A 26565-nucleotide genomic window follows, 5' to 3' on the forward strand; every position below is an offset into this window, starting at 1 on the left:
GTAATTGGCTGCTATTGCGTGTTTGATACGGCCGAACGGCGGTATGGGGACACCCGTTGAGACCCATTCGTAGGATGAGATTGGCGACCGCCTAATTATGTAGCAAACATTGTCTTGCTACATGCACTCACGAAATTCCGGTGTGATGGAATCGTTCGAGTGAAATTAAGTGTTGAGACGTAACGCGACACGTTTTGTGAGCGGCCCGCTGCTGCCCGGCGTGTCGTGCGGCTAGGCTGCGGGTGTGGGGAGCGTGGCGAGCCGCTGGCTGGTGCCGGCCGTGGTGGTGATCACCGGTGCCGCGGTGGCGGCCGGGATGGTGGGCAGGACCGTGTACTCGCGCCCGGCCGAGGCCAAGGGCGCGCCGGCGGTGCCGTCCTCTTCGGTCGCGGGGCCGTTGCCGGGGTCTCCCGAGGTGCGGCTGAGCCCGGACTCGTTCACACATCCGGACCGGACCGCCGTGCAGCGGGTGCTGCAGGCGTACTTCGACGCGATCAACGCCCGGGATTTCGACGGGTGGCGCGGGGTGGTGTCGGCTCGGCGGGTTTCCACCACGCCTGAGGCGAGCTGGGTTTCCGCTTATGAGACCACCCGGGACGGCGGGATGGTCGTGCAGCGGGTCGAGTCCGATGTGGTGGCTCGGCGGTTGCGGGTGTTGATCTCTTTTGTGTCCACACAGGATGTTGCGAAGGCTCCGCCCGCGTTGCCTGAGGGATGTATTCGGTGGCGGGTGGTCTACGTGCTGGTTTGGGAGGGGGGCGGGTTGAAGGTGGATGACGCGCCGGAGAACCGGAACCCCCAGATGGAGAAGTGCTGACCGCCGTTGGCGTGTAGCCCCGCCCTCAGCGTCGCGTGAGATCAGGCGCTCGCGTGCCGGAACCCTTGCCCGGCAAGCACAAAGCCCCGGTCCGCGCTGCGGACCGGGGCTTTGTGGTGGGGCTGTGTGGTGCTAGGCCGGGGTGAAGGCCAGCGCCACGTTGTGGCCGCCGAACCCGAACGAGTCGTTCACCGCCGCGTCCAGCTTGATCTTGCGCGGTTCGCCCGCCACCACGTCCAGCGTGACGGCCGGGTCGAGGTTCTCCAGGTTGAGCGTCTGGGGAACGATGCCGTCGCGGATCGAGAGGACGGTGATGATGGCCTCGACCGCGCCTGCTGCTCCCAGCAGGTGGCCCAGTGAGCCCTTCGGGGCGGTCAGGACCGGGTGGTCGCCGATCGCCTTGCGGATCGCCACGGTCTCCGCGACGTCGCCCACCGGGGTGGACGTGGCGTGGCAGTTCACGTGGCCCACGTCGGACGGGTCGATGCCGCCGGAGCGAAGTGCTGCGGCGATGGCGCGCGACTGACCGACGCCCTCGGGGTCCGGGGCGGTGATGTGGTAGCCGTCGGCCGACGTGCCGATGCCGGCGAGACGGCCGTAGATCTTGGCTCCGCGGGCCTCCGCGAACTCGCGGCGTTCCAGGACCATGACGCCCGCGCCCTCACCGAGGACGAAGCCGTCGCGGCCCGTGTCGAACGGGCGCGAGGCCTTCTGCGGCTCGTCGTTGCGGGTGCTCATGGTGCGGGCCTGCGAGAAGCCCGCCACCGGGATCGCCGTGATGCACGCTTCCGCGCCGCCTGCCACGACCACGTCGGCTTCGCCGGACATGATCATGCGGTAGGCCCACGCGATGGCCTCCGCGCCGGACGCGCAGGCGGAGACCGGGGCGTGCACGCCCGCCTGTGCCTTCAGTTCCAGGCCCACGTGCGCGGCCGGGCCGTTCGGCATCAGCATCGGGACGGTCAGCGGCGACACCTTGCGCAGGCCGTGCTGTTCCAGGAGGTCGTCCTGGGTCAGCAGGGTGATCGCGCCGCCGATGCCCGTACCGATGATCACGGCGAGGCGCTGCTTGTCGACGGTGTCGTCGTTGTGGCCCGCGTCGGACCATGCCTGGCGGGACGCCACGATGGCGACCTGTTCGGAGCGGTCCAGGCGTCGAGCTTCCACTCGGGGGAGCACCTCGGTCGGGTCCACCACGAGCTCCGACGCGATCTTGACAGGCAGGTCGTACTTCGCGACCCACTCGTGGGTCATGGGGCCGACCCCGCTCTTGCCTGCCAGAAGCGCGTCCCAGGTGGACGTGACATCACCACCGAGCGGGGTGGTGGCACCCAGCCCGGTGATGACGACCTCGATGCCCGAACTCACTTGTTGCTGGTGATGTAGTTCACCGCGTCACCAACGGTCTTGAGGTTGGCCAGCTCGTCGTCCGGGATCTTCACGCCGAACTTGTCCTCAGCCTGGACGGCGATCTCGACCATCGACAGCGAGTCGATGTCGAGGTCGTCCACGAAGGACTTCTCAGCGGTGACGTCGTCGGCGGCAACGCCGGCGACCTCTTCGACGATCTCGGCAAGACCGGACAGGACGTTGTCGCTCACTGAAGTTCCCTTTCGATTGAAACGATGGAAAAACTGTGGGTGGTGCTCACGGGCACCGGATCACCTGTCCCGCGTAGGACAGGCCCGCGCCGAAACCGACCATCAACACGACGTCTCCGGAGGAGATCTCGCCCGCCGACCGCATGTGGTCCAGCGCGATGGGGATCGAGGCCGAGGAGGTGTTGCCGGACTCGACGATGTCTCGAGCGATCTTCAGGTCCTCCCGCGCACCATTGTTGCGCAGGCGCTTGGCGATCGCCTCGATGATCCTGAGGTTGGCCTGGTGCGGGGCGAACACGTCCACATCGGACAGTTCGACACCCGCGAGTTCGGCGGCACGGAGCGCTACCGGTGCGATCTGGGTCGTCGCCCACCGGAAGACCGTCTGGCCTTCCTGGTGGATGAACGAGTCGCGGTCGTCGATCCTGATGACCTCGGACATCGAGCCGTCCGAGCCCCAGGCGACGGGACCGATCTGGTTCTCGTCGCTGGCGCCGACCACGACGGCTCCCGCGCCGTCCGCGAAGATGATCGCGGTCGAGCGGTCGTCGGGGTGGGTCCAGTCGGTGAGCTTCTCCGCGCCGATGACGAGGATGTTGCGCACCGTGCCACCGCGGACGATGTCGGCGGCGGTCGCGACGGCGTAGCAGAAGCCCGCGCACGCGGCGTTCAGGTCGAACGCGGCCGCGGCGGTGATGCCCAGCCGGGTCGCGATCTGGGCCGCGGCGTTCGGGATCGTCGACGGCATGGTGCACGTCGCCACGATCACGCCGCCGATGTCGGCCGCGGTCAGGCCCGCGTCCTCGATCGCCTTGGTGCCCGCCGCGACGGACATGTCCACGACGCCCTCGTCCTTGGCCGCGACGCGCCTGTTGACGATGCCGACGCGCTCGCGGATCCACTCGTCCGAGGTGTCCATGCGCTGGGCGAGGTCGTGGTTGCTCACCACGGTCTCCGGCTGGTAGCTGCCGAGACCGAGGATGCGGCTACCCGCAACTGCCTGCGGGGCCTGGAAGGTCGTCACTTAGTTGGCTCCAACGGTGTCGAAGAGCTCCGCGACCTTCTCGAGCTGGTCAGGGGTCTTCAGGGCGAGGGTGGCGGTGCCCTTCATCGCACGCTTGGCGAGACCCGTGAGCGCGCCGGCGGGCGGCAGCTCGACCGAGCCGGTCACGCCCTTCTCGACGAGGGTGGCCTGGCAGACGTCCCAGCGGACCGGGCTCGTGACCTGCGAGACCAGGCGCCGCAGCACCTCGGTGCCCTCGGTGACGACCTGACCGTCCTTGTTGGACACCAGCGGCAGCAACGGGTCGTGCGTGGTGACTTCGGCGGCACGCGCGCGCACGGCGTCTTCGGCCGGCGCCATGTACTTGGTGTGGAATGCGCCCGCGACCGCGAGCTTGCGGACCTTCGCCGTGCCCGGCGGGTTCTCCGCGAGCTCGTCGAGAGCGGGGCGCGGGCCGGCCGCGACGATCTGGCCGGCGCCGTTGCGGTTGGCCGGCACGAGGCCGAGCTCCTCGAGGCGCGCGAGCACCTCCGCCTCGTCACCGCCGAGGACCGCGGCCATGCCGGTCGGCTCCAGTGCGCACGCCTTCGCCATCGCGGCACCGCGCACGGCGGCCAGTGCGACGGCGTCGTCGGCGCTGATGACGCCCGCGACCGACGCGGCGGCGAGCTCGCCGACCGAGTGGCCGCCGACGATCACGGCGGAGGGCAGTTCGACGCGGCGGCGCAGCTCACCGAACGCGAGCAGCGCGAGCGCCACGACCAGCGGCTGGGTGATCGCGGTGTCGACGATCTCGTCGGCCTCCGCGGTGGTGCCCAGGCGCACCAGGTCCAGGCCCGTGATCTCCGACCACGCGCGGACCTGCTTCTCCGCCCCCTCCAGTTCGAGCCAGGGGGTGAGCATGCCGGGCGTCTGGGACCCTTGTCCGGGCGCGAGGAGTGCGATCACGTCGATTACTAAAGCTGGTGAACCCACCGGTACCCCATGCTGTAAAGAACGAAGTACTGCGATCGTATTTGTAGAGACCCTACAAAAGTGTCGGCCGGGTGAACGGCCCGCGACGTAGCCCCAGCTCAGCGAGGGTGAGGGTCGTTTGGCCCTCACCCTGATGGACGTGTGCGAAGTCCGTCACAACCCGTTCGCTACCACAGCCCACGGGCCCGAGCAAGGCGTCCTACAGACAAAGCGACGCGAAGCACAAGTGCGTCTCGAGCGTCATGTGCATTTCTTCCGGTCATTTCCTGAACGCGCCGAAGGCGATATCTGACCGTGTTCGGGTGCACGAACAGCCTTTTCGCGCACGTCTCCAGCACGCCGCCGACCTCCAGGAAGGCGTCCACGGTCTCCAGCAACGCGCCGCCGGCGTCCTCCAGCGGACGCGCGACCCTGTCGACGAGCTGCCACTCGGCCTCGGGGTCGCCCGCCAGGGCCCGTTCCGGCAGCAGGTCCAGCGAACGGACCGGCCGGGGCGCGGCAGGCCAGCCCACGACGGCCCGCAGTCCGCTCAACGCGTCGCTGGCGCTGCGATGGGCCTCGGCGAGCGACGCGACCGTCGGTCCCGCGACGACCGGGCCCTCACCGAAGCCCTCGGAGATGCGCCCCAGCACGTCCTCGCCGGTCTCGGTCGGACCGCCGAGCACGACGACCAGGCGTGAGCCCTGCACGGACAACAGCACCGGCCGACCGGCACGCGCGGCCTTGCTGCGCACCGAGTAGATGATCGCGGGAGGGTCCTCGCCGCCGGGGTTGCCGACCAGCACCGTCGCCTCCAGCGCCGGGTCCCAGCCCAGCGCCGCGGCACGCGACAGCAGCGACTCCTCCGGATCGCCACGCACGACACCGTCCACGACCAGCGCTTCCAGCCGCGCGTCCCAGGCACCGCGTGCCTCGGCGGCGGCTGCGTAGGAGGTGGCCGCGGAGAAGGCGATCTCCCGCCCGTACCGCAGCACGCCCTCCATCAGCAGCGCGCGCTCCGCCTCCGTTGCCGCCATCTGCGGCATCTGCTCCTCGAACAACTCCAGCGCTATCCGGACCAGCTCGACGGTCTGCCGCAGGCTCACCCAGCGGGAGATGTCCTTGGGGGCGCTGCGGAACGCGTCCGCGGTGAGCCGGATCGCCTGCTGGCGGTCGTGCAGCCACTCGACGAACCCGGCCACGCCGTTCTGGATCAGCAGCAGCACGCTCGCGCGCTGGTCCGCGGGCATTCGCGCGAACCACGACAGCCGCCGTTCCATCTCGGCCACGCTGGCGGTGGCGAGTGAGCCCGACGCGCGTTCGATCTTGCGCATCGTGCGGGCGGAGAGCGTGGGCGGGTGCTCCTCCTTCGCCTTGCTGCTGGTCATACGCGCAGCTTAGGGCCACTGAGGGGACATCACCGGGATGGGTGACAGAACCCATGGCGCTGTTATCGCGGCCATACGGTCGGTCGGCAGAGGTCTTTCGGCGCGGCGCGGAGGTTTCGTCTTGCGTAGGTTCCCGGCACTTGCCCTGAGCGTGGTCGCGTTGCTGATGACGAGCGTCACCGCCTCCGCCGACCCACCCGACCCGCTCGCCGAGTTCCACGCCCAGACCGCGAAGTGGGCACCGTGCAGCGGGAAGCTCGCCGAGCTGGAGTGCGCCACGCTCGTCGCGCCGCTGGACTTCACCAAACCGGCCGGCGACAGGATCAACCTGACGATCAGCCGCAAGAAGGCCGCGGCGGCCGATCGCAGGCGTGGCGTGCTGTTCACCAATCCGGGTGGACCTGGGGGTTCGGGGCTCGGCCTGCCGCTGTTCCTGGCCAAGTCCCAGCTCGCCCAGGTCTACGACGTGATCGGCATCGACCCGCGCGGCGTCGGTGGTTCGACGGCGCTGAACTGCCGCACCGCGCCCGCGATCGCCGCGCCGGAGTCCAGGCCCGCGGACAGCGAGTTCGGCAAGTGGGCCGCCGAGGCGCGCGAGGCCGAGGAGGCGTGCCAGAAGTCCGGCGGGGGGATCCGGCAGTTCATCAGCACCGCGAACACCGCGCGGGACATGGACGTCGTGCGGGCCGTGCTGGGCGAACAGAAGATCAACTACTTGGGTTACTCCTACGGCACGTACCTGGGCGCGGTGTACGGGACGTTGTTCCCGAACCGGCTCGACCGCAGCGTGCTCGACTCCGCGGTGCACCCGGAGTGGATCTGGCACGAGCAGTTCCGCCAGCAGGCCGTGGCGTACCGGATGGACGTCGAGGCGTGGGCCGCGTGGGCGGGCGAGCGCAACGAGAAGCTGGGGCTCGGCAAGTCGCGCGACGAGGTGCTGGCCGAGGTCGAGAAGGTCGCTGCGAAGCTGCACGCGACGCCGATCGGCGAGCACAACCGCTCCTCCTTCGACGGCGCACTGGGTGTCGGCGCCCGCTACCGTCCACTGTGGTCGGACCTGGCGTCGATCGTGACCAAGCTGCGGTCGGGGGAGAAGCCGGCGAACGCCGAGGGCGCCAAGGCCGGGCAGGTGCTCGCGAAGACCGGGCTGGAGGAGCTGCGGTCGGGCGTGTTCGACACGGTCACCTGCGAGTCGGACTGGCCGACCGACCTGAGCGTCTACTACGAGGACATGCGCATGTTCCGCGAGCGCTACCCGTACGGCTTCGGCATCGTGCGGGCCGCGCCGATGACGTGCACGTTCCGCTCGTTCAGCCCGCCGGAACCGCCGGTGAGGATCGGCCGCAACGGCTACCCGATCGGCATCGTCGTGCAGTCGGAGGGCGACACGCAGACCCAGTACGCGAGCGGCCCGGCGATGGCCCAGCGGCTCGGGCACAACCTGATCACCGTGACCGACGAGGGCAAGCACGGCCTCTACAACGGCGGCAACGCCTGCGTCGACGAGAAGGTCGACAGGTACCTGGTCGACGGGGCGCTGCCGGGCAGCAGCTCCGAGTGCACCGGCGACCCGCGGCCGGACGTGCCGAAGGACGGTCAGCCGGGCACCGCGCCCGCGTTGTCCCCCGAGCGGATCCAGGCGTACCTCGACGGCCGCGGGCTGAGCGCAGGGCGGCCGTAGAACTGGCCGGGAAATGTGGAAGCGCCCACCACGGAGCGTGGCGGGCGCTTCCCTCTCCCCGGTCCCCACCGGTGGTTCCACTCTGGACTGTATTACGACAAAAATCCACGTCAGCCACCCTTTCGTGTAGCGGTGTCGAAGTTGTGGAGCGGTGTGATCCACGAAACGATCACGTCGTCTGAACTTCACTCACCGCAACTTTGTTCTAGGAGGGCCCGTGGGCTCGCAAATCACCGAGGGCCTGGGCCAGGCGTGGGCGATGATCGCCACGTTCGTGCCGAAGCTGCTCGGCTTCCTGCTCGTTCTGGTCATCGGCTGGTTCATCGCGAAGGCGCTCGCCAAGGGCGTCGGCTTCCTGCTCAAGCGCGTCGGTTTCGAGAAGCTCGTCGACAAGTCGGGCCTCAACGGCGCGATGCGGCAGTCCTCGATGGACGCGTCCGGCCTGATCGCCAAGATCGTGTACTACTTCGTGCTGCTCATCGCGCTGCAGCTGGCGTTCGGCGTCTTCGGCGCCTCGAACCCGGTCAGCACGCTGCTCAACGAGGTCATCGCGTACCTGCCGCGCATCGTCGTGGCGCTGGTGCTCGTGATCGTCGCGTCGGCCATCGGCACGGCGCTCAAGGGCCTCGTGACCGGTGCGCTGGGCCAGCGCTCGTACACGAAGATCATGGGCAACATCACCTACGGCTTCGTGATGGCGCTCGGCATCATCGCTGCGCTCAACCAGCTGGGCATCGCGATCTCGGTGACCATGCCGGTCCTGATCGCCGTGCTCGCCACCGTCGCCGGCGTGATCGTCATCGGTGTGGGTGGCGGCCTGGTCCGCCCGATGCAGCAGCGCTGGGAGGGCTGGCTGACCCGCGTGCAGGACGAGGCGCAGGCCCAGTCGCCGATGCCGCGTGCGTCGCAGGAGATGCCGTCCACCGTGGGCGGCCGCATGGGTGACATGCCGACGCCTCCGTCGGGCACCCCGATGTCCGAGAGGTAGCTCTCGTTTCCCGGAAGGGGCCCCGCGCGAAACATCTCGCGCAGGGCCCCTTTCTGGTGTTCTGACGGTTCTCCAGTTTCGATCCAGCGCCCGGCCGCAGCCTCGTCTCCACCCGAACTGTTCCGTCGCGGTGGAGGACCAATGAAAGCCCTTGTGCTGTCCGCGGGCGTACGCCCGGCCGGATACTCGCTGCCTCGGCAGATCGTCCCCATCGCGAACAAGCCGGTGCTCGAGTACGTCGTGGAGAACCTGCGGGACGTCGGGATCACCGACATCGGCATCGTCGTGGGGGACGGCGCCCAGGAGATCTCCGAGCTGTTCGGCGACGGCTCGTACCTGGGTGTCTCGATCACCTACATCCAGCAGGACGTGGCGCTCGGTCTCGCGCACTGCGTGCGGATCGCGCGGCCGTTCCTCGGTGACGACGACTTCGTGCTGTACATGGGCGACAACGTGCTGGTGGAGGGCATCGGCCAGATCGCGGACGAGTTCGAGCGGCTGCGGCCGTCCGCGCAGGTGCTCGTGGACAAGGTGGAGGACCCGCGGCTCTACGGCGTCGCGGAGGTGGACGAGAACTCGCGCGTGACGCGGCTGATCGAGCACCCCCAGGAGCCGCGCAGCGACCTCGCGATGATCGGCGTCTACTTCTTCACGCCCGCGATCCACGCCGCCGTCGACGCGATCGAGCCGTCGTGGCGCGGCCAGTTCGAGATCACCGACGCGCTGCAGTGGCTGGTGACGCACGAACGCGACGTGCGGGCGCGGATGTACTCGGGGTTCTGGAAGGACACCGGCAAGGTCGAGGACGTCCTGGAGTGCAACCGCGAGCTGCTCATGGGCCTGCGGACGGACATCCAGGGCATCGTCGACGACGAGTCCCGGCTGATCGGTGACGTCGTGGTCGAGGAGGGTGCGCGCGTGGTGCGGTCGTGCATCGTCGGGCCCGTGATCATCGGCGCCGGGACTCTGGTCGAGGAGTCGATCATCGGGCCGTACACGTCGATCGGCGCGGACTGCCGGATCACCGAGTCCGGGGTGGCCGACTCGATCGTGCTGAACGAGGCCTCCGTGCACAACGTCTCGGGCATCGAGACGTCGCTGATCGGGCGCCGTGCCCGTGTCGGGTCGGCGCGCCAGCACCGGCTGGTCGTCGGTGATGGCGCGTCCGTCGAGGTCGCCGCCTAGTTCCTCCCGACCCAGTCCTGAAGGCGGTCGCACTCCTCGGCGACCGCCTTCTGCCTGCTCTTGTCCAGTTTGTCGATGTAGTCGACGGTGATCGTGCGTTCCTTGGTGATCGCCCAGGTGGCGACGACGTAGCCGTCGACGAGGACCGTGGGCTTGCCGCCGATGACCACGCCGAGCCGGTCGTCCGCGATGACCCTCCTGCGGTCGGCGTGGGCGAGCAGGATGTTGTCGAACTCGGGCAGCAGCCGGACCGGGACCGGGGTCTCCGGGTCGGGGCGCGGGGCGTGGGGGAGGTCGAAGAGCTCCTTGCCCGACTCGCTGCGGAACGTCACGAGCCGCGGGCGCAGTGCCGCGAACGTCTCGGCGAGCCTGGTGAGGCCGGACCACTGCTGGGCGTCCATGACGCTCGCCGGGCCGAACGCCCCGAGGTAGCGCAGGACGAGCTCTTCCTTGTCCATGGCGCTCTGCGGCCGGCCCAGCCAGTTCTCGACGGTCGTGCAGACGGCCCTGCCGCTGGTGTGCCAGAAGCCGCGCGGCGGGAGCTGGACCAGGGCGAGCTTGTTGCGCAGCGCGTTGCCCAGGACCGTGTGCTCGCGGTCGGGCCAGCGTTGCTTCAGCTGCTTGCCGGCGTCCGCGGTGCCCTGCGGGGTCTCGTCGAGGATCGCGCGGCCCGCCTCGGCGACCTCGTCGAAGTCGAGGCCCTGGAGCCTTCCGGCGAACGGGCCGCTCTGCAGTTCGCGGTCGAGCTTGAGCTGGGTGTGGGGCCGCAGGCCGAGCGCGTCGCGTGCGCTGACCAGGTGGATCGTGCCGCGCATCAGGAGCATGCGGACGGCTTCGCGGTTGGTCAGGAGGTCTTCGAGCTCCTTCGGCTGGAAGTCGTGCAGCCGCGTCCAGAGGCCGACGTACGGCGACTTCGGTTCCTGCGCCTGGATGCCGAAGAGGTGCTCGATGGTGGCGAGCGCGCTCTTACTGGCGCGCTCGCGCAACATCTGGCGTTCGATCAGTGCCCGGTTGAGCTGGTCCTGGCTGAGCGTCCCCATTGGGACAGACTAGAACCTGATGAACGCGAAACCGGTGCCGTTCGGGCGTTCTCCGTCGTGGACGACGAGCAGGTTGAGCCTGCCCAGCACGATGTCGGCGCCGTCGGAGTGCTCGACGTCGGCGATCCTGAAGTCCTTCAGCGGCTTCATGTCCGCCTTGCGGTAGGCCACGAACCGCGAGTCGCCCTGGCTGGACGCGAGCAGCACGTCGTCCGCGATCGTGAGGCCCTCGGCGTCGGCCTCGAGCCACTTGCCGCCGAAGCCGGGGTTCGGGCCGTCGGGCTCGCACTCCTCCGTCTCGGGGTCGAACTTCTGCGGCGCGCCCCAGGTGCGGACCTTGTCGACGAGCTGCGGCTTGCCGAAGCCGTTGGAACGCAACGGGATGCGCCAGATGCCGACGTCCTCCTGGGCGGCGTACAGGGTGCTCGTGCGTTCGTCGATCACCATGCCCTCGACCTGCGGACCCTCGCCGGGCTCACCGCACACCGTCCACGTCTTGCCGTTGGGGAGGGTGAAGCTGCTCGGAAGGTCCAGAGTGGACACCTTCTCGGTGTCGTAGGTCTTGCCCTTCTGGACCTGGAGGAGCGCGATGCTGGTCTCGTTGCGCCGGCTGGTGACGACGACGTCCTTGCCGTTGACGCGCCCCGCGGCCAGGCCGTAGACGGTGTGCTGGTCGTCGACCTCCGCCTCGGTCTTGCTGAACACCGGCCTGGTGGCGGGGTTCGTGACGTCCCTCGCGCCGCGTTCGTCCACTTGGAACACCCGGATCCGGTCACGGCCGCGGTCGCTGACGAACGCCAGGTCGCCGAGGACGTCGACGTTGTTGAAGCGGCCGGGCTTCGCGTCCGGGGCGGGCGGCAGCGGTGCCGGGTAGACGCCGATCGTGCGGCCGTTCAGGTCGAACGCCGCCAGGCCACCCTCCTTGAGCGTGCCCAGGACCACACTGCGTTCGGTGTTGCGCGGGTTCACCCAGATGGCCGGGTCGTCCGCGTCGGCCGGCTCCTCGAACGTCTGCGTGATCACCGTCGGTGTGATGACGGGCGTGGCCGGTGCGGTGAGGAACAAAGGCACGAGCGCCAGTGCTAAGGAAGATGACATGGTGGGACCGTAGGAAACACCGGTGTACTGCGACTGAACCGCGGGGGAACAAGCCGTGTGGTACGACGTGGGATTGACGCTCTTCGGCCAGAAGATCGCTTACACGGAGCTGGTCGGGCAGGTGCTGGCGCTCGCGGTGGTGTTCCTCGCGCAGCGCCGTTCACTCTTGACCTGGCCCGTTCAGCTGGTCTCTGTCGCGTTGCTGTTCACCGTCTACATGTCGGCGCACCTGGGCGGCCTCGCGACCAGGCAGGTCGCTGTCGGTGCGATCGCCGTCTACGGCTGGTACGCGTGGGTGCGCCGCCGTGACCCGGTCTTCGGCGTGGTGGTGCGCAAGGGCTCCTGGCGCGAACGAACCGCGGTGGCTATCGCCTTCGTCGTCGGCACGGTCGCGTTCGCGCTGGTGCTGGACGCCCTGGACGCCTCGTGGGCGCCGTGGCCGGACGCCGCGATCTTCATCGGCACGATCCTCGCCTTCGCGCTGCAGGGCCTGGGGCTGGTCGAGTTCTGGCTGGTGTGGCTGGTGGTCGACGCCGTCGGCGTGCCGTTGCAGATCCAGTCGGGCCTGTACTTCAGCGCGTTCGTCTACCTGATCTTCGCGGGCCTGGTGATCCACGGTTTCGTCGACTGGAACCGCACCGCCCGCCGGTTGACACAGGCGGCAAAGTCTCCTCTATGAGGGGACTGTTGATCGCTCTACTGGCTGCTGTCTCGTTGCTGGTCGCTGTTCCGGCTGTCGCCGCTCCTCCGTTGCGCACCGGTTTCGAGCTCACCGGCAAGTGGACCACCGAGGCCGAGGAACAGGCCTACCTGCGCGCCACCGGCCTGCCCGTCACGCAGATCGGCGTGACCGCGCAGGGCCGCCCGATCCAGCTCGTGCGCGTGGGCTCCCGTTCCGCGCGCACGGTGGTGCTCTTCATCTGCTCCCAGCACGGCGACGAACCCGCTGGCCGCGAGGCGTGCCTGATCCGCATGCGCTCCCTGCCGCGCTCGTCGGACGTGACCTATTTCTTCGTGCCGAACGCCAACCCGGACGGCCGCGTCGCCGACACCCGCGGCAACTCTTCTGGCATCGACATCAACCGCGACCACCTGCTGCTGCGCTCCGCCGAGGCCCGCGCGATGGCCTCCGTGATCCGCGACTGGCAGCCCGACGTCATCCACGACCTGCACGAGTTCGGCCCCTCCGAGCCCTTCTACGTGAAGGACGTCCTCTGGCTTTGGCCGCGCAACCTCAACGTCGCCGACGGCGTGCACTCGCTCTCGGAGACGCTGTCCCGCTCGTACGTGCGTCCTTCGGTCGAAGCCGCCGGTCGCACGTCCGGCGTCTACGGGATCCTGATCGACCCGGAGACCGGTGAGCCCACCGGTCAGATCGCGGGTGACGGCCAGGAACGGATCCTGCGCAACACCGGGGGTCTCAAGCACGGCATGGGCCTGCTGGTCGAGACCAACGTCGACGGCACGCCGGCCTACCGGGTCGAGTCGCACCTGCTCGCCCTCGACGGCACCCAGTCGTTCGTCCACGCGAACCGGTCCGGGATCGAGGCGGCCAACGCGGCGTCGCGCGCGGTCCGCAGCGGTCCGATCTACTTCGGCGGCGCCGACAACCAGGCGCCGGATCCCTCGGACGTGGTGACCACCCCGCCGTGCGGTTACGTGCTGACAGGGGCGCAGTACCGCGAGGTGCAGGACGAACTGGCCCTGCACGGCATCAAGTCCCAGTACCTGCGAGGCGGCGACCGCATCGTGCCGCTGAAGCAGGAGGCCCGCGCCCTGGTCCCGCTGTTGCTGGACGCCCGAGCCGACGGCCCGCTCCTCAGCGCCCAGCCCGTCGCCCAGTGCTAGCCCTCTGACCTGCGCTTACCGACCCTTGTGCAAAAGACGTTTGCGGACGTCCGCAAACGTCTTTTGCACAACCGATATATCAGTGGACTGATATATCGGTCGCGAGCGATCTCTGCGGCTGGTCGGATGGCGGGATGCACGACGATCTGCCGGCGCGGATGGAGCGCAATCTCGCCGAGCACGCCTGCCATCTCCACCGTCACCTCTCCGGGGCGACCGTCACCGAAGCGAGTGATCTGCTCATTGCGGACAGTGGCTCGTCCGACGACACGTCGAGCACGACCCGCTCGGTTACGCGAAGGGGCCGCCCCGCCGAAGCGGGACGGCCCCTCACACAGCCCTGAGAGCTACGCCAGGCCCGCGTCGCCCGTGGAAGGCCCCGCCGCCTGCACGTCGTCGATGCGGTACTTGCGGGCCGCCTCGACGACCTTGGACTGCTCGACCTCGCCGCGCCGGGCCAGAGCGGCCAGCGTGGCGACGACGACGGACTCCGCGTCCACCAGGAAGTGGCGGCGGGCGGCCGGGCGGGTGTCGGAGAAGCCGAAGCCGTCCGTGCCCAGCGTCGTCATGTCGGTCGGGACGTACGGCCGGATCAGGTCCGGGATCGCCGACGCCCAGTCGGACACCGCGACCACGGGGCCCTGCACGTCCTTGAGCACCTTCGTCACGTACGGCACGCGCGGCTCGGCGTCCACGTGCAGCAGGTTGTGGCGGTCGGTCTCGACGGCGTCGCGACGCAGCTCCGAGTACGACGTGGCGGACCACACGTCCGCGGACACGCCCCACTCCTCGGCGAGCATCTTCTGCGCCTTGAGAGCCCACGGGAGGCCCACACCGGACCCGAGGATCTGGGCACGCGGGCCACCGGTCTGCGGGCCGTCCTGGTACTTGTAGAGGCCCCGCAGGAGGCCTTCCACGTCCAGGCCCTCCGGCTCGGCCGGCTGCACGTACGGCTCGTTGTAGACCGTCATGTAGTAGAAGATGTTCTCGGCGTTCTCGCCGTACATCCTGCGCAGACCGTCCTTGACGATGTGCGCCACCTCGAACGACCACGCCGGGTCGTAGGCGACCACGGCCGGGTTCGTGTGCGCCAGCAGCAGCGAGTGGCCGTCGGCGTGCTGCAGGCCCTCACCGGTCAGCGTGGTGCGGCCCGCGGTGGCACCCAGCACGAAGCCGCGCGCCATCTGGTCCGCCGCCGCCCACAGGCCGTCGCCCGTGCGCTGGAAGCCGAACATCGAGTAGAAGATGTAGATCGGGATCATCGGCTCGCCCTGCGTGGCGTAGGACGTGCCGACCGCCGTGAACGACGCCGTGGAACCCGCCTCGTTGATGCCCTCGTGCAGGATCTGGCCCTGCTCGGACTCCTTGTAGGCGAGCATCAGGTTGGCGTCCACCGAGGTGTACGCCTGGCCGTTCGGGTTGTAGATCTTCTGCGTCGGGAACATGGAGTCCATGCCGAACGTACGTGCCTCGTCCGGGATGATCGGCACGATGCGCGGGCCGATCTCCGGGTCCTTCGCGAGGTCGCGGACGAGCCGGACGAACGCCATCGTCGTGGCGACCTCCTGCTTGCCGGAGCCACGCTTGATGCCTTCGTAGACCTTGTCGCCCGGCAGCACCAGCGCCTTGGACTTCGTGCGGCGCTCCGGCAGGAAACCACCCAGCTGACGGCGGCGCTCCAGCATGTACTGGATCTCCGGGTTGTCCTGTCCGGGGTGGTAGTACGGCGGCAGGTACGGGTCCTTCTCGAGCACCTCGTCGGAGATCGGGATGCGCAGGCTGTCCCGGAAGCCCTTGAGGTCGTCGAGGGTCATCTTCTTCATCTGGTGCGTCGCGTTGCGCGCCGCGAAGTGCTTGCCGAGCGAGTAGCCCTTGATCGTCTTGGCGAGGATCACGGTCGGCTGGCCGACGGTCTCGGTCGCCGCCTTGTAGGCCGCGTAGACCTTGCGGTAGTCGTGGCCGCCGCGCTTGAGGTTCCACACCTCGTCGTCGGTCATCGGGTCGACGAGCGCCTTCGTCCGCGGGTCACGGCCGAAGAAGTGCTCCTTGATGTACGCGCCGTCGTTCGCCTTGTACGTCTGGTAGTCGCCGTCGGGCGTGTTGTTCATCAGGTTGACGAGCGCGCCGTCGCGGTCCGCGTGCAGCAGCGCGTCCCACTCGCGGCCCCAGACGACCTTGATGACGTTCCAGCCGGCACCGCGGAAGAACGACTCCAGCTCCTGGATGATCTTGCCGTTGCCGCGCACAGGGCCGTCGAGGCGCTGCAGGTTGCAGTTGACCACGAACGTCAGGTTGTCCAGCTGCTCGTTCGCCGCGAGCTGGAGCAGGCCGCGCGACTCCGGCTCGTCCATCTCGCCGTCGCCGAGGAACGCCCACACGTGCTGGTCGGACGTGTCCTTGAAGCCGCGGTCACGCAGGTAGCGGTTGAAACGCGCCTGGTAGATCGCGTTCATCGGGCCGATGCCCATGGAGACCGTGGGGAACTCCCAGAAGTCCGGCATGAGGCGCGGGTGCGGGTACGACGGCAGGCCGCCGCCCGGTCCGGCGTGCGAGTACTCCTGGCGGAAGCCGTCGAGCTGGTGCTCGCTCAGCCGGCCCTCGAGGAAGGCGCGAGCGTACACACCGGGGGAGGCGTGACCCTGGATGAAGATCTGGTCGCCGCCGCCGGGGTGGTTCTTGCCGCGGAAGAAGTGGTTGAAGCCGACCTCGTAGAGCGACGCGCTGGACGCGTACGTCGAAATGTGTCCACCGACACCCACACCGGGCCGCTGCGCGCGGTGCACCGTCATCGCGGCGTTCCAGCGGATCCACGCACGGTAACGACGCTCCACCTCCTCGTCACCGGGGAACCACGGCTCCCGCTCGGTGGGGATGGTGTTGACGTAGTCGGTGCTGGTCAGCGAGGGAATGCCGACCTGGTTCTGGCCGGCGCGCTCCAGCAGTCGAAGCATCAGGTAGCGAGCCCGCTGTTGCCCGCCGCCCTTGAGCACCTCGTCGAACGACTCCAGCCACTCGGACGTCTCTTCGGGGTCGATGTCCGGCAGGTGGGCTGCGAGACCGTCGCGAATGACACGTACCCGCTCGGGGCCTGTGTTCTGCGGGCTCAAGGTGTCTCCTCGGCTTCGTTGGCGGTACACGCGATGGCCCGGAAACCGTGCCACGCGCTCCTATCGTTGTCCTTGCGTGGCGACTTCGTCATCGCTACCGGTCGGTAGTTCTGGATCGTGTCGCTCACGCGCGCGCGATAAGAGGTATGTAGAGCGTGCCTCATGGCAGTCTAGGGAACTCCACAGGGGTGCCTGTTACGGCGTGTCACGTGGTCAACAGTTGCGCCGGAGGTAGCTGACAGTGTTCGCTAGCCCGAGTAACGGACTCTGGCGGCAGTCTTAGGGCTGTCGCTCTTGCGTAGTTGGAGGAGTGAAAACCGTGGTCGCCGCGGAAGACGCCGGCAAGATCGGCGTCGCCGAGAAGCTCGGGATCGAATCGGGCATGGTCGTCCAGGAACTCGGCTGGGACGAGGACGTCGATGACGCCTTGCGTGCCGCAGTCGAGGAGCGGATCGGGGGAGATCTCCTCGACGAGGAGGCCGATGAGACCGTGAGCGTCGTGCTGCTCTGGTGGCGGGAGGACGACGGCGACCTGGTTGACGCCCTTCTCGAGGCCACCGGCGTGCTCGCCGAGGACGGCGTGATCTGGGTTCTCACCCCGAAGACCGGCCGTCCCGGCCACGTGGAGCCGAGCGACGTCGCAGAAGCGGTCCCCACCGCAGGCCTGTCGCAGACCTCCAACATCAGCGTCGCCGACGACTGGGCGGGCATCCGCCTGGTGTGGCCGAAGTCGGCCAAGGCCAAGCGCTGATCCTCATCGAGCTGACATAGGGTTGATCCACGGGCGGTAGCTCGCCCGTGGGTTCGTCTTGTCACTCGGAGGGGTCTGATTCCATGGCGGTCGAGGTCGGTTCGGAAGCCCCGGACTTCACGCTCAACGACTACAACAAGCAGCCCGTGACGTTGTCGTCGTACCGAGGCGTGAAGAACGTTCTCGTGGTCTTCTACCCGTTCGCGTTCAGCGGCACCTGCCAGGGCGAGCTCTGCCGGCTGCGCGACGAACTGGCGACCTACGAGGACGAGAACGTCCAGGTGCTGGGCGTGTCCGTGGACTCCCCGTTCGCGCTGAAGGCGTGGGCGAACCAGGAGGGGTACCAGTTCCCCCTGCTGTCCGACTTCTGGCCGCACGGGGCCGTCGCGCAGGCTTACGGCGTGTTCAACGAGGCCGTGGGCATGGCGCTGCGGGGTACGTTCCTGGTGGACGTGGCCGGTGTCGTGCGCTTCGCCGAGGTGAACGCGCCCGGTGAGGCCCGCGATCAGGATGCCTGGAAGAAGGCCGTAGCCTCTCTCAGGGCATGATGTAGTTGTGTCCCCGCGCTTCGCGGCGTTGGGATTGGGGCGTGTAGCTCAGCGGAAGAGCACTCGGTTTACACCCGAGCGGTCGCAGGTTCGAACCCTGTCGCGCCCACCACTCGTGCGTTGTTCACAGCGTGGGCCATGTCGCTAGAACTGGTCCTCGTCGGGATTGCCGATGCCGCTGTCCCCGATGTCGCGCAGCCTTTTCTTCACCTCGATGGCCATCTGCTCGGCCTTCGCCTTCGCGTCGGTGCCATCGGCAGCGGCGGCCACCTCGTCGACGCCCCGCGCCGCCTGGGCCTTGATCTCCTGGACCTGCACGGCGGCCAGTGCCTTGGCCTGGAAGGCGGCCAGGAAAGCGCTGCCGGCCGATCCGACGATGATCGACAGACTGACGACCGCGATGGCGCTGTACGAGTACGAGGTGGGCTGGTTCGGCACGAGGGTCTCTTTCGGCGGGAGAATCCACCACACCGCCATGGCGGCTGCCGCACCGACGAGGACGCTGGCCCATCCGCCGAGATCCCGGAACAGCCGCCGCCTCTTCTCGGCCTTCCTCTTGGCCCTCTTCCTCTGTCTGTCAGAGAGCGAGGTCTCGTCCGCCTCTTCGGCCTTCTTCTTGGACAACGTCCATCGCTGGGTCTTGAACCGGCCCTTGTTCCCCTTCAGCAGCTCTCCCACGAGACCGCCGAAGGCGCCGAAGAAGAAGGCGAGCAGGTAGAGCTGAACGAAGCCCCCGAACCCGTCGAGTTCGATCATGGCTGGTCCCTTCGACCGGGTCGGCGGGGAGCAGCGCGTGCCCATGGCCTCGTCGTGCGGTTCGGGCTGCTCCGGTTGGTGGAGCTATCGGGCGGATGGAGGATCGGTGTTACCGGCGTCCGCCGGTGTACCCGTTCGGTCTAGTGGTTCGGCAGGGCTTTGCGGTCTGCTGGTCCGTGTCTCTTTTCCTGTCCACAAATCGCCCTCTTTCCATATCTGGAAGAATATGAACACAGGGCGCACGCATTTTGTCCGCGTTGCGCTGAAGGTGTGGGTGGGTGCTGCTCTTTTGGAGAGGTGGGGACCGCCGGAAGTTACCTTGCGTACTCGCTGCTCTCGGTGGAAGAGTGAAATACCGGAGCGGGCAGCCGCCGTTGGCGTGACTGGCCGTGGGAAATGTTCGGAGCGTGGCACACAATCTGTTAGACGGGTTGTGCGCCTAGTAGTTTCCAGGGCTTACGGAGCACCCCCACCTGACCAGACGGGCGAGGGGGAGTGCGATGCTGCGGGAATTCGTGTCGTGGCTGGACGACTACCTGCTCGGGCAGGGGCCGCCTGCCATTGCGAAGGCGGTCCTGGGCATTCTCTCGGTCGCGGCGTTGCCCGGTGCCGTGTTCGGCAGTCTGTTCATCAAGTCGGCGGCGCTCCTGGTCGCGGTCTTCGCCGTGACATCACTTGGTCTCGTGCTGCTGGCCGACCGTCGTTCGATGCGACGTGAGCTGGAAGAGCACAAAGAACTGGTCACCCGTTACTGCTCGCACATCCGCCGCAGCGAAGAGCCGTTCTACCAGATCGTCGGCTGGGAGCAGGAGAGCGTCATCACCGACGACCGGGGCGGGACGAATGTCGTCGTCAAGGTGCGGATCAAGGTATTGGGTGACGACGCCCTGTTCTTTCGCGTGGCTCTCGGTTGTGGCTGGGCGCAGCCCGCTCGCTGCCGGCGCGGTGTCAAGGTCGAGGTGCGCAGCCTGCTGGTCGACGACAAGCCGGGCGCCACGTTGCGCAAGACCATGCACTGGAAGACGGACGGCAAGTTCCACCTCTACGTCCACTTCGACTCGCCGCCCGCGAAGGACAGCGAGATCAGCCTGGTCGTGGACCTGAAGTGGCCGATGATGTGCCAGCCGCTGATGGTCGGGAAACATCAGCCGGACTTCTTCACGGTCCGCTTGGCCGGCGCGCTGCTGAACCTGTCCTACACCGTGGTGCTGCCGCGTGGCCGTGACGCGTACTTCGAGCCGGTGGGCTTCACCGATCAGGACGGGAGCTTCAAGATAAAGCGGCTCGGTGATGCCGAGAGCGGCTCCCGGATCCGGTTGAAGGCCTCCGGCGTCGGGGCCCACCGCCGGGTCGGGATGAAGCTGGAGCTGAAGTGAAGGGGTCGCGGTTCGTTCCTGCTTCCCCTTCACGTGGACGATCGGTGGTACGACGGGATCTAGTCGTCGTCTCCGTCGCCGCCGTCGCCCCCAAGGAAGAGATACATTGAAGCCGGTCCTCCGTCAATTTCTACGTCGAGTTCGAGAAAGCAAAAATAGCCTCGGCGCCCACGGCGCGAGGATGCTCTGTTTTCTGTTGGCTCAGGGTGTGTAATTCTCAGTGGGAATACCCTACAGGGCCACCGCGCGTGTAGCGGCATCGCCAATGCCGCCTGCGTCAGGACGTGGCACCGACTGTGACGAACGCGCGCAGGTGAGCTCCATCAGTGGGTTACAACGTGGTAGTCAGGCATCAGAGCCAGCGCCCTGGGCTTGCCATCGGCGGCGTGCCTTCGACGTGCGGGCGAGCGCACGGGAAGGCGGAAGTGAGGCTGCAGCCTGGGCGTCCTTCGTTCGCTGGTCCGCTGACGTACCGTTGATTCGGTGACGGAATGGATTCCGTTACGGCTTCCGGCATTTGGCTCTTCGCTCGATCGAAGTATTCGCCATCGCGAGGGCTCGGCTGCCGTGCATCGGTGGTTCGAGGCTGCTCGGTTCGTGAGAACTGCTGGAACTGGCCAGGCCCGTGACGTAGCTTGTACGCGTTTGTCGGGGACGTTCGGCCCGCCACCTCGAAGGACGACCAAGACCTGTGAAACGCAAGGGCAAGGCCGCGAAGCCCATCCCCACCACCGTCACGCAGGAGCAGATCAAGCTGCTCGCCCTGGTGGAGCAGGGAGGCGTGCACCGCGGCGCCACGAGCTGGTACCTGGAGCACCGGCCCGCCAAGCAGTGGGACGCGGACGACCTCGAGATCCTCAGGCTCAGGGACTGGATCACGTGGGTCGTGCCCGAGCGGGCCATGGACCACGGGATGGCCGCGCCCGTCGACATCACCGCGCAGGGGCGTGCGGCGCTGCGGCACCACCTGCCGGAGTGGGTGCTGGGGCGCAAGGCCATTGCCGCTGAGCCGCCGCGGTTGCCGGCTGTGGAGTCGATCAGCGCGTTGGACTCGTTCCGTTAGGCGGCGATCACGGTAGAACGGTCTTAGTCGAGTCCAAACGGAGGCGAAGACCGGCCATGTCGAACTTGTTGACCGGCGGCGAGTTGCGCGCACGTGAGCACCACCGGATCGAGGACGACGCACGGGAAGAGGGGCCCCTGCATGCCGTGACGTTGCCCAACGGCGTCAGGATGCAGGTGGTGACGGTTGGGCTGGAGCTTGCCCGTCAGCTGCTCGCGGATCAGCGGCTCTCCAAGGACAGCGCGAAGTTGCAGCGCGAGATCAAGCGGCAGCTCGCGGAGCAGGGAAGCGCTCAGGAGAACCTTGCCGGGCTGTTCGGGCCGAGCATGCTGAACAGTGACAACCCGCAGCACGCCCGGCTGAGGGCGCTGGCGGTGAAGGCGTTCAACAGCAAGGCGGTGCAGCAGCTCGCGCCGCGCATCGAGGAGATCAGCGCGGAGCTGATCGCCAGGCTGCCCGAGAACGAAGAGGTCGACCTCGTCGCGGAGCTGGCGGTGCCGATGCCCATGCACGTCATCAGCGAGGTCCTCGGGTTGCCGGCGCAGGATCGCGCGCGGGTCCGCACGTTGATCGAGACCATGATGTCGATGGAACCCGAGGTGTCGCAGCCCGCGAGTGACGAGCTGGGCGGCTACTTCCACGGGCTGCTCACGGGCCGTGCGTTGGATCCGCAGTCCTTGTTCGGTGTGTTGGCCACGGCGGCTGGTGACGATGGCGACCATCTGAGTCACGACGAACTTATGGCGATGGCGTTCCTTCTCGTCGTTGCGGGCCATGAGACGTCGGCGAGCCTCATTGCGAACGTGGTGCACGACGCGTTGGACAACGATCTGTGGCACAAGGCCGCCGAAGATCCCGCACTGGTGCCGCGGCTCGTCGAGGAGACGTTGCGCCACAACTCGCCGGTTCGCAGCGCCACGCACCGCATCACCATCGAACCGGTCGAGATCGACGGCGTGATGGTTCCGGAGAACACGCTGCTGCTCATCAACCTCGGTGCCGCCGGGCGGTGCCCGCGGGCGCACGACAAGGCCGACGAGTACCGGCTCGACCGCGAGACGACCGGCCACGCGACGTTCGGGCACGGGCCGCACTTCTGCCTGGGGTCGGCGCTCGCCCGCTTGGAGACCGAGACCGTGCTGCGTCAGCTGACGGGTCGGTTCCCCGGCGCGGTCTACTCGGGTGACGAACAGCCCTTGGTGACGCACAACGACATCATGGCCAGCCTTAAATCGCTTCCGGTCGTGCTGCGGCGCTGACACGCTGGCCGGTATGGAGATCATCCAAGGGGGACCGGAAGACGTCGACACGGCCGCGGTGATCTGGGCGCACGCGGTCGCGAAGAGGGACGGCTACGACGAGGTGCCGTCACTGGAAGCCGCGCGGCCGGGGGTGGAGAGCGCTCTCGCGAACGAGCCGTCGTTGCTCCTGATCGCGCGGGACGGCGGCCAGGCGGTGGGTTTCCTCGCCGGGGGTCCACAAGAGACGGACACCGCCTACATCAACTACGTGGGTGTGCACCCCGGCGCTTGGGGCACGGGCGTCGGGGAGGCGTTGCTGCGGGCATTGCCGGATGTGTTGATCAAGCATGGATACGAGAAGGCCGAGTTGCTGGTCTACGTCGACAACGTGCGAGGCGTGCGGCTCTACGAACGCCTCGGATGGATCAAGGTCGGCGCCCCTGCGCCGCATCCGCGCAACGGCCGTCTGGAGCAGCGCTACGCGTTTGCGGCCCGCAACGTGGGAGTGGGGGGCGAGGTGCGTTCAGCCGGGGATTAGGGGATCAACCCCAATGCGTCTGACCAGGGCTATCCCCAAGTCCATTTGAGACGTAACTTTTGCCTATGTCAGTGCGCACGTTCGCCGTCGTGGTCGGTCTCGCGTTCTTGCTCGGTGGGGGTGCGATCCTGTTCGTGATGCTGGCCGTCGAGGCGCCGAGCGGGTCTCTGGTCCCCTGCGGCAACAGTCTGGGGCTCGGTTTCGACGAGCCCGCGGCCTCCGCCGTCAGTCCGGCCTATGTGGACATCTGCGCCGACCTGAGGCACCGCCGTCTGCTCTGGGGGCTGCCAGTGATCGGGCTGGGCGTGCTGTTGCTGATCGGCTCTTTGGTCGGTTCCCGAAGGGCTACTCGCCGGTAAGGTCGCGGCATGACGTGGATGGTCTACGGCGCCAACGGCTACACCGGACGTCTCATCGCCGAGCTCGCGGTCAAGCGCGGCGAACGGCCGATCCTCGCTGGGCGCTCGCTCGAGAAGGTCGAGCCGATCGCCGCCGCCCTGGGGCTGGAGCATCGGGCGTTCGACCTGAGTCAGGCGCGGGCGCACCTGGAGGACGTCGATGCCGTCGTGCACTGCGCGGGGCCGTTCGCACACACGTCCACGGCGATGGTCGACGCCTGCCTGAGGAGCCGCACGCACTACTTGGACATCACGGGCGAGATCGATGTCTTCGAGTCCGTCGGTTTGAGGGACGTCGACGCACGCAAGGCGGGCATCGTGCTGTTGCCCGGCGCTGGGTTCGACGTCGTGCCCACGGACTGTGTCGCCGCGATCCTGAAGAACGCCTTGCCGTCCGCGACGCACCTCGACCTCGCGTTCGTCGTCGGGGGAGGGGCGAGCGCGGGCACCACCAAGACGTCCGTGGAGGCCGCCGCCGTGGGTGGGCGCATCCGCGTGAACGGCGACCTGAGGAGCGTCCGCATCGGTCACCGCAGGCGGACCGCCTACTTCCGCTCAGGGCCGCGTGAGGTCGGCAGCATCCCGTGGGGCGACGTGAGCACCGCGTACCGTTCGACCGGCATCCCCAACATCACGACGTTCACCGCCGTGCCGGGTGTGCTCGGGCAGTTGCAGCAGGTGTTCGCGCCCGTGCTGCAGACAGCGTTCGTGCAGAACGTCGCGAAGAGTGTCGCCGGCAAGGTGAAGGGCCCTGACGAGCGCAAGCGCGCCAGCACCAGGGCCGAGGTGTTCGGCGAGGCGTGGGACGCGCAGACGAAGGTCGAATGCGCGATCACCACCCCGAACGCTTACAGCCTCACCGCGGACGCCGTGCTCCGCGCCATCGGCAAGATCAACGGCGTGGCGCCCGGCTCGCACACGCCGTCCAGCGCGTTCGGCGCCGACTTCGTGCGCGAGCTCGACGGCGTCGTCGCGGGCGAGGTCCGCTTCACGTGAGTGAGACCCTCTAGCTGCCGCTAGAAGCGCTCGCTACTTCTTGAGGTGCTTGGCGACGCTGTCGACGACCCCGCCGACGGCGTCCTTCACCTTCTCCACGCCGTCCTTCACGGCCGCCTTCGCCTGGTCGGCGCGGCCCTCGTTGGCGAGCTGCTCGTCGCCGGTGACCTCGCCCGCGGTCTCCTTGGCCTTGCCGCCGAGCTCTTCCGCCTTGTTGCCGATCTTGTCCGACAGCGACATCGCGTCCTCCTGAGCTGGTTGGTCTGACACCGGTTCGATGCCCCTTCCTGCGCCTTCGTCACGCCACTGTCGGGTGAAAACCGGGTGAGAGCCGTCACGGGTGGGAAATCACGGAACCGCGTGACGTTCCGCGATCGAACGTGTCCATCAGGCGACGAAACAAATTTGGGCGGGGGTGTGCGCATGAGCGTGGCCGAGGCAACCGCACTCGACGATGCCACGCTGGTGGCAAGGTCCCGTGACGGTGACATGAGGGCATATGAGCAGCTCGTGCGCCGTTATCAGGGGCCGATGTACCGGCTGGCGTTGCGCATCGTGGGCAGCACCGGCGACGCCGAGGACGCGGTGCAGGACGTGTTCCTGACCGCGTGGAGGCGTCTCGGGCAGCTCAACGACGACGGGGCGTTCCTCGGCTGGCTCTACCGCACCACCACCAACCAGTGCCTGAACGTGCTGCGCAAGCGCAAACCGCACGCCGACACCGAGCTCGACGAGCACGAGTCGCCGGCGCCGCGGACCCGGCCCGAACGCGCGGTGGAGGTGAACGCGCAGCTCGACGCGCTGCAGGCCGCACTGCGCGACCTCACACCGGAGCAGCGGGCGTGCTGGGTGCTGCGCGAGGTCCACGGCCGGTCCTACGACGAGATCGCCGAGGCGATCGGCACGACCCAGCAGTCGGTGCGCGGCAGGCTCGCGCGGGCACGGGCACAACTCGCGGAGGTGATGGCGCCGTGGCGGTGACGTCCGACTACGTCCTGCCGTGCGGGCGGGACGTGGAAGAGGTCTGGGAGGCGATCGACCTTCCAGACGAACACGCGCGCGAACACACGCGTTCGTGCCCGCACTGCGCGGCGGTGCGGGAGAGTCTGCTGGTTCTGCGCGAGGCGACGGCGGACATGGTCCGCGAAGAGGTCGAGCCACCGTTCGACCTGGTCAGCCGTGTGATGTCCGCGGTGCGTGCCGATGTGCGGCGCTCCGAAGTCGTGCCGTTGCCCGGTGACGGCCTGGCCAGGATCAGCACGCGCGCCGTCGCGGCGGTGCTGCGCTACGCGGCGGATGGTGTCGACGGTGTGCGGGCGCGCGGATGCCGTGTCGTCGAAGCGCCGGAGTCGACCGGCATGGACCCCGTGATCGAGGTCGAGCTGAGCATCGCGATCACCGCGAGCCTCGTCACGCACCGGACGTACGAGGAGGTGCGGCGCCGGGTGCTGGCCGCGGCCTCCGCACGGATCGGTGTGCGGCTCGCCCGCCTGGACCTCGTCGTGGCCGACGTTCTCGAAGGATGAGCGAGTGATCGAAACAGTCGTGTCCGCTCCGGCGGTGGCGGCGGTCGCGGTGCACGCGGCCGAACGGGTCGCCGGGGTGCGCGTGCAGCCGGGTGTGGCGGGCCTCGTGAGCTCGGTGGTGCGGGCGGCGAGGCAGCAGATCAAGGGACTGCAGCCGGCGCCGGTGGAAGGCGTGCGGGTGCGGTGGTCGGGTGCCGTCGCGCTGCTGGAGGTGGATGTGGTGATCTCGGGCCAGGACCAGGCCGCGGTCGTGGCTCGTGCCGTGCAACGGTCGGTGCGCGCGCTCGTGCCGGAACTGACCGGCGTCGAGGTGGAGTCCGTCTTCGTCACGATCGTGGACGTCGCATGGTGATCGTGACGGAGTTGTTGAAGGCACTGGAGAAGGTCGACGGTCTGCGACCGTCGGCGCCGGAGCCCACCCGCTCGTGGATCGCCTGGGACGTCGACTCGCTGGCCGTCGACGTCGAGGACGAACTGGTGTGCGTCCGGGTCGTCGCGACCCGGCTGCCGCTGCCGATCGCGGAGGCCGGTGCGGCACTGCGGGCCGTTCTGCTTGGCACGCAATGGGAAGACGCCGTTGTACGGATCGTGGTGACCGATGTGGACAAACGTGCCCTCGATCACCTGAACGGGTCGTGACGTTTCGCCGTGGCACGCGTCGA

General features: G+C 68.1%; 28 protein-coding genes and 1 tRNA gene. 19 read left to right on the plus strand and 10 right to left on the minus strand.

Features of this window, described 5'->3' with window-relative positions; genetic code table 11:
* Positions 1-253 precede the first annotated feature (253 nt).
* Complete coding sequence (locus tag ACSHWB_RS23815) at positions 254-817, plus strand: hypothetical protein (protein ID WP_439664204.1); 564 nt, start codon at positions 254-256, stop codon at positions 815-817.
* 132 nt (positions 818-949) lie between these two features.
* On the opposite strand, the gene fabF is transcribed toward ACSHWB_RS23815, so the two are convergent.
* The 5 genes from fabF to ACSHWB_RS23840 form a co-directional block, all read right to left on the minus strand.
* Entirely contained in the window at positions 950-2185 is a 1236-nt protein-coding gene (gene fabF, locus ACSHWB_RS23820; protein ID WP_439664205.1) for a beta-ketoacyl-ACP synthase II, read from the minus strand.
* On the minus strand, positions 2182-2418 hold the full coding sequence (locus ACSHWB_RS23825; RefSeq protein WP_030465146.1) for an acyl carrier protein: 237 nt from the start codon (positions 2416-2418) through the stop codon (positions 2182-2184). Before ACSHWB_RS23825 ends, fabF begins: the two co-directional genes overlap by 4 nt.
* Before the next feature lie 46 nt (positions 2419-2464).
* Positions 2465-3442, minus strand: a complete 978-nt coding sequence (locus tag ACSHWB_RS23830) for a beta-ketoacyl-ACP synthase III (protein ID WP_439664206.1) — start codon at positions 3440-3442, stop codon at positions 2465-2467.
* The gene (locus ACSHWB_RS23835; protein WP_439664207.1) at positions 3443-4369 is read right to left on the minus strand and encodes an ACP S-malonyltransferase; all 927 of its coding nucleotides are present in this window, start codon (positions 4367-4369) and stop codon (positions 3443-3445) included.
* Between the two features lie 194 nt (positions 4370-4563).
* Positions 4564-5763, minus strand: a complete 1200-nt coding sequence (locus ACSHWB_RS23840; protein ID WP_439664208.1) for a PucR family transcriptional regulator — start codon at positions 5761-5763, stop codon at positions 4564-4566.
* A 121-nt stretch (positions 5764-5884) separates the two neighbouring features.
* Between ACSHWB_RS23840 and ACSHWB_RS23845 the strand changes: the two genes are divergently transcribed.
* From ACSHWB_RS23845 to ACSHWB_RS23855, 3 genes are all read left to right on the plus strand, one after another.
* On the plus strand, positions 5885-7444 hold the full coding sequence (locus ACSHWB_RS23845) for an alpha/beta fold hydrolase (protein ID WP_439664209.1): 1560 nt from the start codon (positions 5885-5887) through the stop codon (positions 7442-7444).
* A 217-nt stretch (positions 7445-7661) separates the two neighbouring features.
* Positions 7662-8432: a mechanosensitive ion channel family protein gene (locus ACSHWB_RS23850; protein WP_439664210.1), complete on the plus strand. Its 771-nt coding sequence runs from the start codon at positions 7662-7664 to the stop codon at positions 8430-8432.
* A gap of 141 nt (positions 8433-8573) precedes the next feature.
* Positions 8574-9617: a glucose-1-phosphate thymidylyltransferase gene (locus ACSHWB_RS23855; RefSeq protein ID WP_439664211.1), complete on the plus strand. Its 1044-nt coding sequence runs from the start codon at positions 8574-8576 to the stop codon at positions 9615-9617.
* On the opposite strand, the gene ACSHWB_RS23860 is transcribed toward ACSHWB_RS23855, so the two are convergent.
* Complete coding sequence (locus ACSHWB_RS23860) at positions 9614-10657, minus strand: winged helix DNA-binding domain-containing protein (RefSeq protein ID WP_439664212.1); 1044 nt, start codon at positions 10655-10657, stop codon at positions 9614-9616. The two genes, ACSHWB_RS23855 and ACSHWB_RS23860, sit on opposite strands and share 4 nt — an antisense overlap.
* Before the next feature lie 9 nt (positions 10658-10666).
* A complete protein-coding gene (locus ACSHWB_RS23865) occupies positions 10667-11755 on the minus strand; it encodes a phytase (RefSeq protein WP_439664213.1) in 1089 nt (362 codons plus the stop codon).
* A 55-nt stretch (positions 11756-11810) separates the two neighbouring features.
* On the opposite strand from ACSHWB_RS23865, the gene pnuC reads away from it, so the two are divergent.
* Both pnuC and ACSHWB_RS23875 read left to right on the plus strand, forming a co-directional pair.
* The gene (gene pnuC / locus ACSHWB_RS23870; RefSeq protein WP_439664214.1) at positions 11811-12434 is read left to right on the plus strand and encodes a nicotinamide riboside transporter PnuC; all 624 of its coding nucleotides are present in this window, start codon (positions 11811-11813) and stop codon (positions 12432-12434) included.
* On the plus strand, positions 12431-13603 hold the full coding sequence (locus ACSHWB_RS23875) for a M14 family zinc carboxypeptidase (RefSeq protein ID WP_439664215.1): 1173 nt from the start codon (positions 12431-12433) through the stop codon (positions 13601-13603). Before pnuC ends, ACSHWB_RS23875 begins: the two co-directional genes overlap by 4 nt.
* 347 nt (positions 13604-13950) lie before the next feature.
* Here ACSHWB_RS23875 and aceE read toward each other — a convergent pair whose 3' ends face one another.
* The gene (gene aceE / locus ACSHWB_RS23880; protein WP_439664216.1) at positions 13951-16710 is read right to left on the minus strand and encodes a pyruvate dehydrogenase (acetyl-transferring), homodimeric type; all 2760 of its coding nucleotides are present in this window, start codon (positions 16708-16710) and stop codon (positions 13951-13953) included.
* A 319-nt stretch (positions 16711-17029) separates the two neighbouring features.
* On the opposite strand from aceE, the gene ACSHWB_RS23885 reads away from it, so the two are divergent.
* The 3 genes from ACSHWB_RS23885 (at position 17030) to ACSHWB_RS23895 (ending at position 18121) form a co-directional block, all read left to right on the plus strand.
* Positions 17030-17461 carry a DUF3052 domain-containing protein gene (locus ACSHWB_RS23885; RefSeq protein ID WP_191305365.1) on the plus strand — a complete coding sequence of 144 codons (432 nt, stop codon included), beginning with the start codon at positions 17030-17032 and terminating at the stop codon, positions 17459-17461.
* Positions 17462-17544: 83 nt separating this feature from the next.
* A complete protein-coding gene (locus tag ACSHWB_RS23890; RefSeq protein WP_439664217.1) occupies positions 17545-18009 on the plus strand; it encodes a peroxiredoxin in 465 nt (154 codons plus the stop codon).
* Positions 18010-18046: 37 nt separating this feature from the next.
* A tRNA-Val gene (locus ACSHWB_RS23895) sits at positions 18047-18121 on the plus strand.
* Between the two features lie 32 nt (positions 18122-18153).
* On the opposite strand, the gene ACSHWB_RS23900 is transcribed toward ACSHWB_RS23895, so the two are convergent.
* Positions 18154-18765 carry a hypothetical protein gene (locus ACSHWB_RS23900; RefSeq protein ID WP_439664218.1) on the minus strand — a complete coding sequence of 204 codons (612 nt, stop codon included), beginning with the start codon at positions 18763-18765 and terminating at the stop codon, positions 18154-18156.
* A gap of 500 nt (positions 18766-19265) precedes the next feature.
* Here ACSHWB_RS23900 and ACSHWB_RS23905 point away from each other — a divergent pair, with 500 nt between their 5' ends.
* The 6 genes from ACSHWB_RS23905 to ACSHWB_RS23930 all read left to right on the plus strand — a co-directional run bounded on the left by ACSHWB_RS23905 (position 19266) and on the right by ACSHWB_RS23930 (position 24377).
* Positions 19266-20141: a hypothetical protein gene (locus ACSHWB_RS23905; RefSeq protein ID WP_439664219.1), complete on the plus strand. Its 876-nt coding sequence runs from the start codon at positions 19266-19268 to the stop codon at positions 20139-20141.
* A 691-nt stretch (positions 20142-20832) separates the two neighbouring features.
* On the plus strand, positions 20833-21204 hold the full coding sequence (locus ACSHWB_RS23910; protein ID WP_439664220.1) for a hypothetical protein: 372 nt from the start codon (positions 20833-20835) through the stop codon (positions 21202-21204).
* Positions 21205-21260: 56 nt separating this feature from the next.
* Positions 21261-22463 carry a cytochrome P450 gene (locus ACSHWB_RS23915; protein WP_439664221.1) on the plus strand — a complete coding sequence of 401 codons (1203 nt, stop codon included), beginning with the start codon at positions 21261-21263 and terminating at the stop codon, positions 22461-22463.
* A gap of 13 nt (positions 22464-22476) precedes the next feature.
* Entirely contained in the window at positions 22477-22983 is a 507-nt protein-coding gene (locus tag ACSHWB_RS23920; RefSeq protein ID WP_439664222.1) for a GNAT family N-acetyltransferase, read from the plus strand.
* Positions 22984-23048: 65 nt separating this feature from the next.
* Positions 23049-23342, plus strand: a complete 294-nt coding sequence (locus ACSHWB_RS23925) for a hypothetical protein (RefSeq protein WP_439664223.1) — start codon at positions 23049-23051, stop codon at positions 23340-23342.
* A 9-nt stretch (positions 23343-23351) separates the two neighbouring features.
* Positions 23352-24377 carry a saccharopine dehydrogenase family protein gene (locus ACSHWB_RS23930; protein WP_439664224.1) on the plus strand — a complete coding sequence of 342 codons (1026 nt, stop codon included), beginning with the start codon at positions 23352-23354 and terminating at the stop codon, positions 24375-24377.
* 33 nt (positions 24378-24410) lie between these two features.
* Here ACSHWB_RS23930 and ACSHWB_RS23935 read toward each other — a convergent pair whose 3' ends face one another.
* The gene (locus ACSHWB_RS23935; protein WP_266043508.1) at positions 24411-24617 is read right to left on the minus strand and encodes a CsbD family protein; all 207 of its coding nucleotides are present in this window, start codon (positions 24615-24617) and stop codon (positions 24411-24413) included.
* Positions 24618-24800: 183 nt separating this feature from the next.
* Between ACSHWB_RS23935 and ACSHWB_RS23940 the strand changes: the two genes are divergently transcribed.
* From ACSHWB_RS23940 to ACSHWB_RS23955, 4 genes are read left to right on the plus strand one after another with little or no spacing between them, the layout of a single operon-like run.
* On the plus strand, positions 24801-25358 hold the full coding sequence (locus tag ACSHWB_RS23940) for an RNA polymerase sigma factor (RefSeq protein ID WP_439664225.1): 558 nt from the start codon (positions 24801-24803) through the stop codon (positions 25356-25358).
* Positions 25349-25903, plus strand: a complete 555-nt coding sequence (locus tag ACSHWB_RS23945; protein WP_439664226.1) for an Asp23/Gls24 family envelope stress response protein — start codon at positions 25349-25351, stop codon at positions 25901-25903. Before ACSHWB_RS23940 ends, ACSHWB_RS23945 begins: the two co-directional genes overlap by 10 nt.
* 4 nt (positions 25904-25907) lie before the next feature.
* Positions 25908-26255, plus strand: coding sequence for an Asp23/Gls24 family envelope stress response protein (locus ACSHWB_RS23950; RefSeq protein ID WP_439664227.1), 348 nt, complete (start codon positions 25908-25910; stop codon positions 26253-26255).
* Positions 26249-26542, plus strand: coding sequence for a hypothetical protein (locus ACSHWB_RS23955; RefSeq protein ID WP_439664228.1), 294 nt, complete (start codon positions 26249-26251; stop codon positions 26540-26542). Before ACSHWB_RS23950 ends, ACSHWB_RS23955 begins: the two co-directional genes overlap by 7 nt.
* Positions 26543-26565 lie beyond the last annotated feature (23 nt).

This window comes from Lentzea sp. HUAS TT2, assembly GCF_051853195.1.
GTDB lineage: Bacteria > Actinomycetota > Actinomycetes > Mycobacteriales > Pseudonocardiaceae > Lentzea.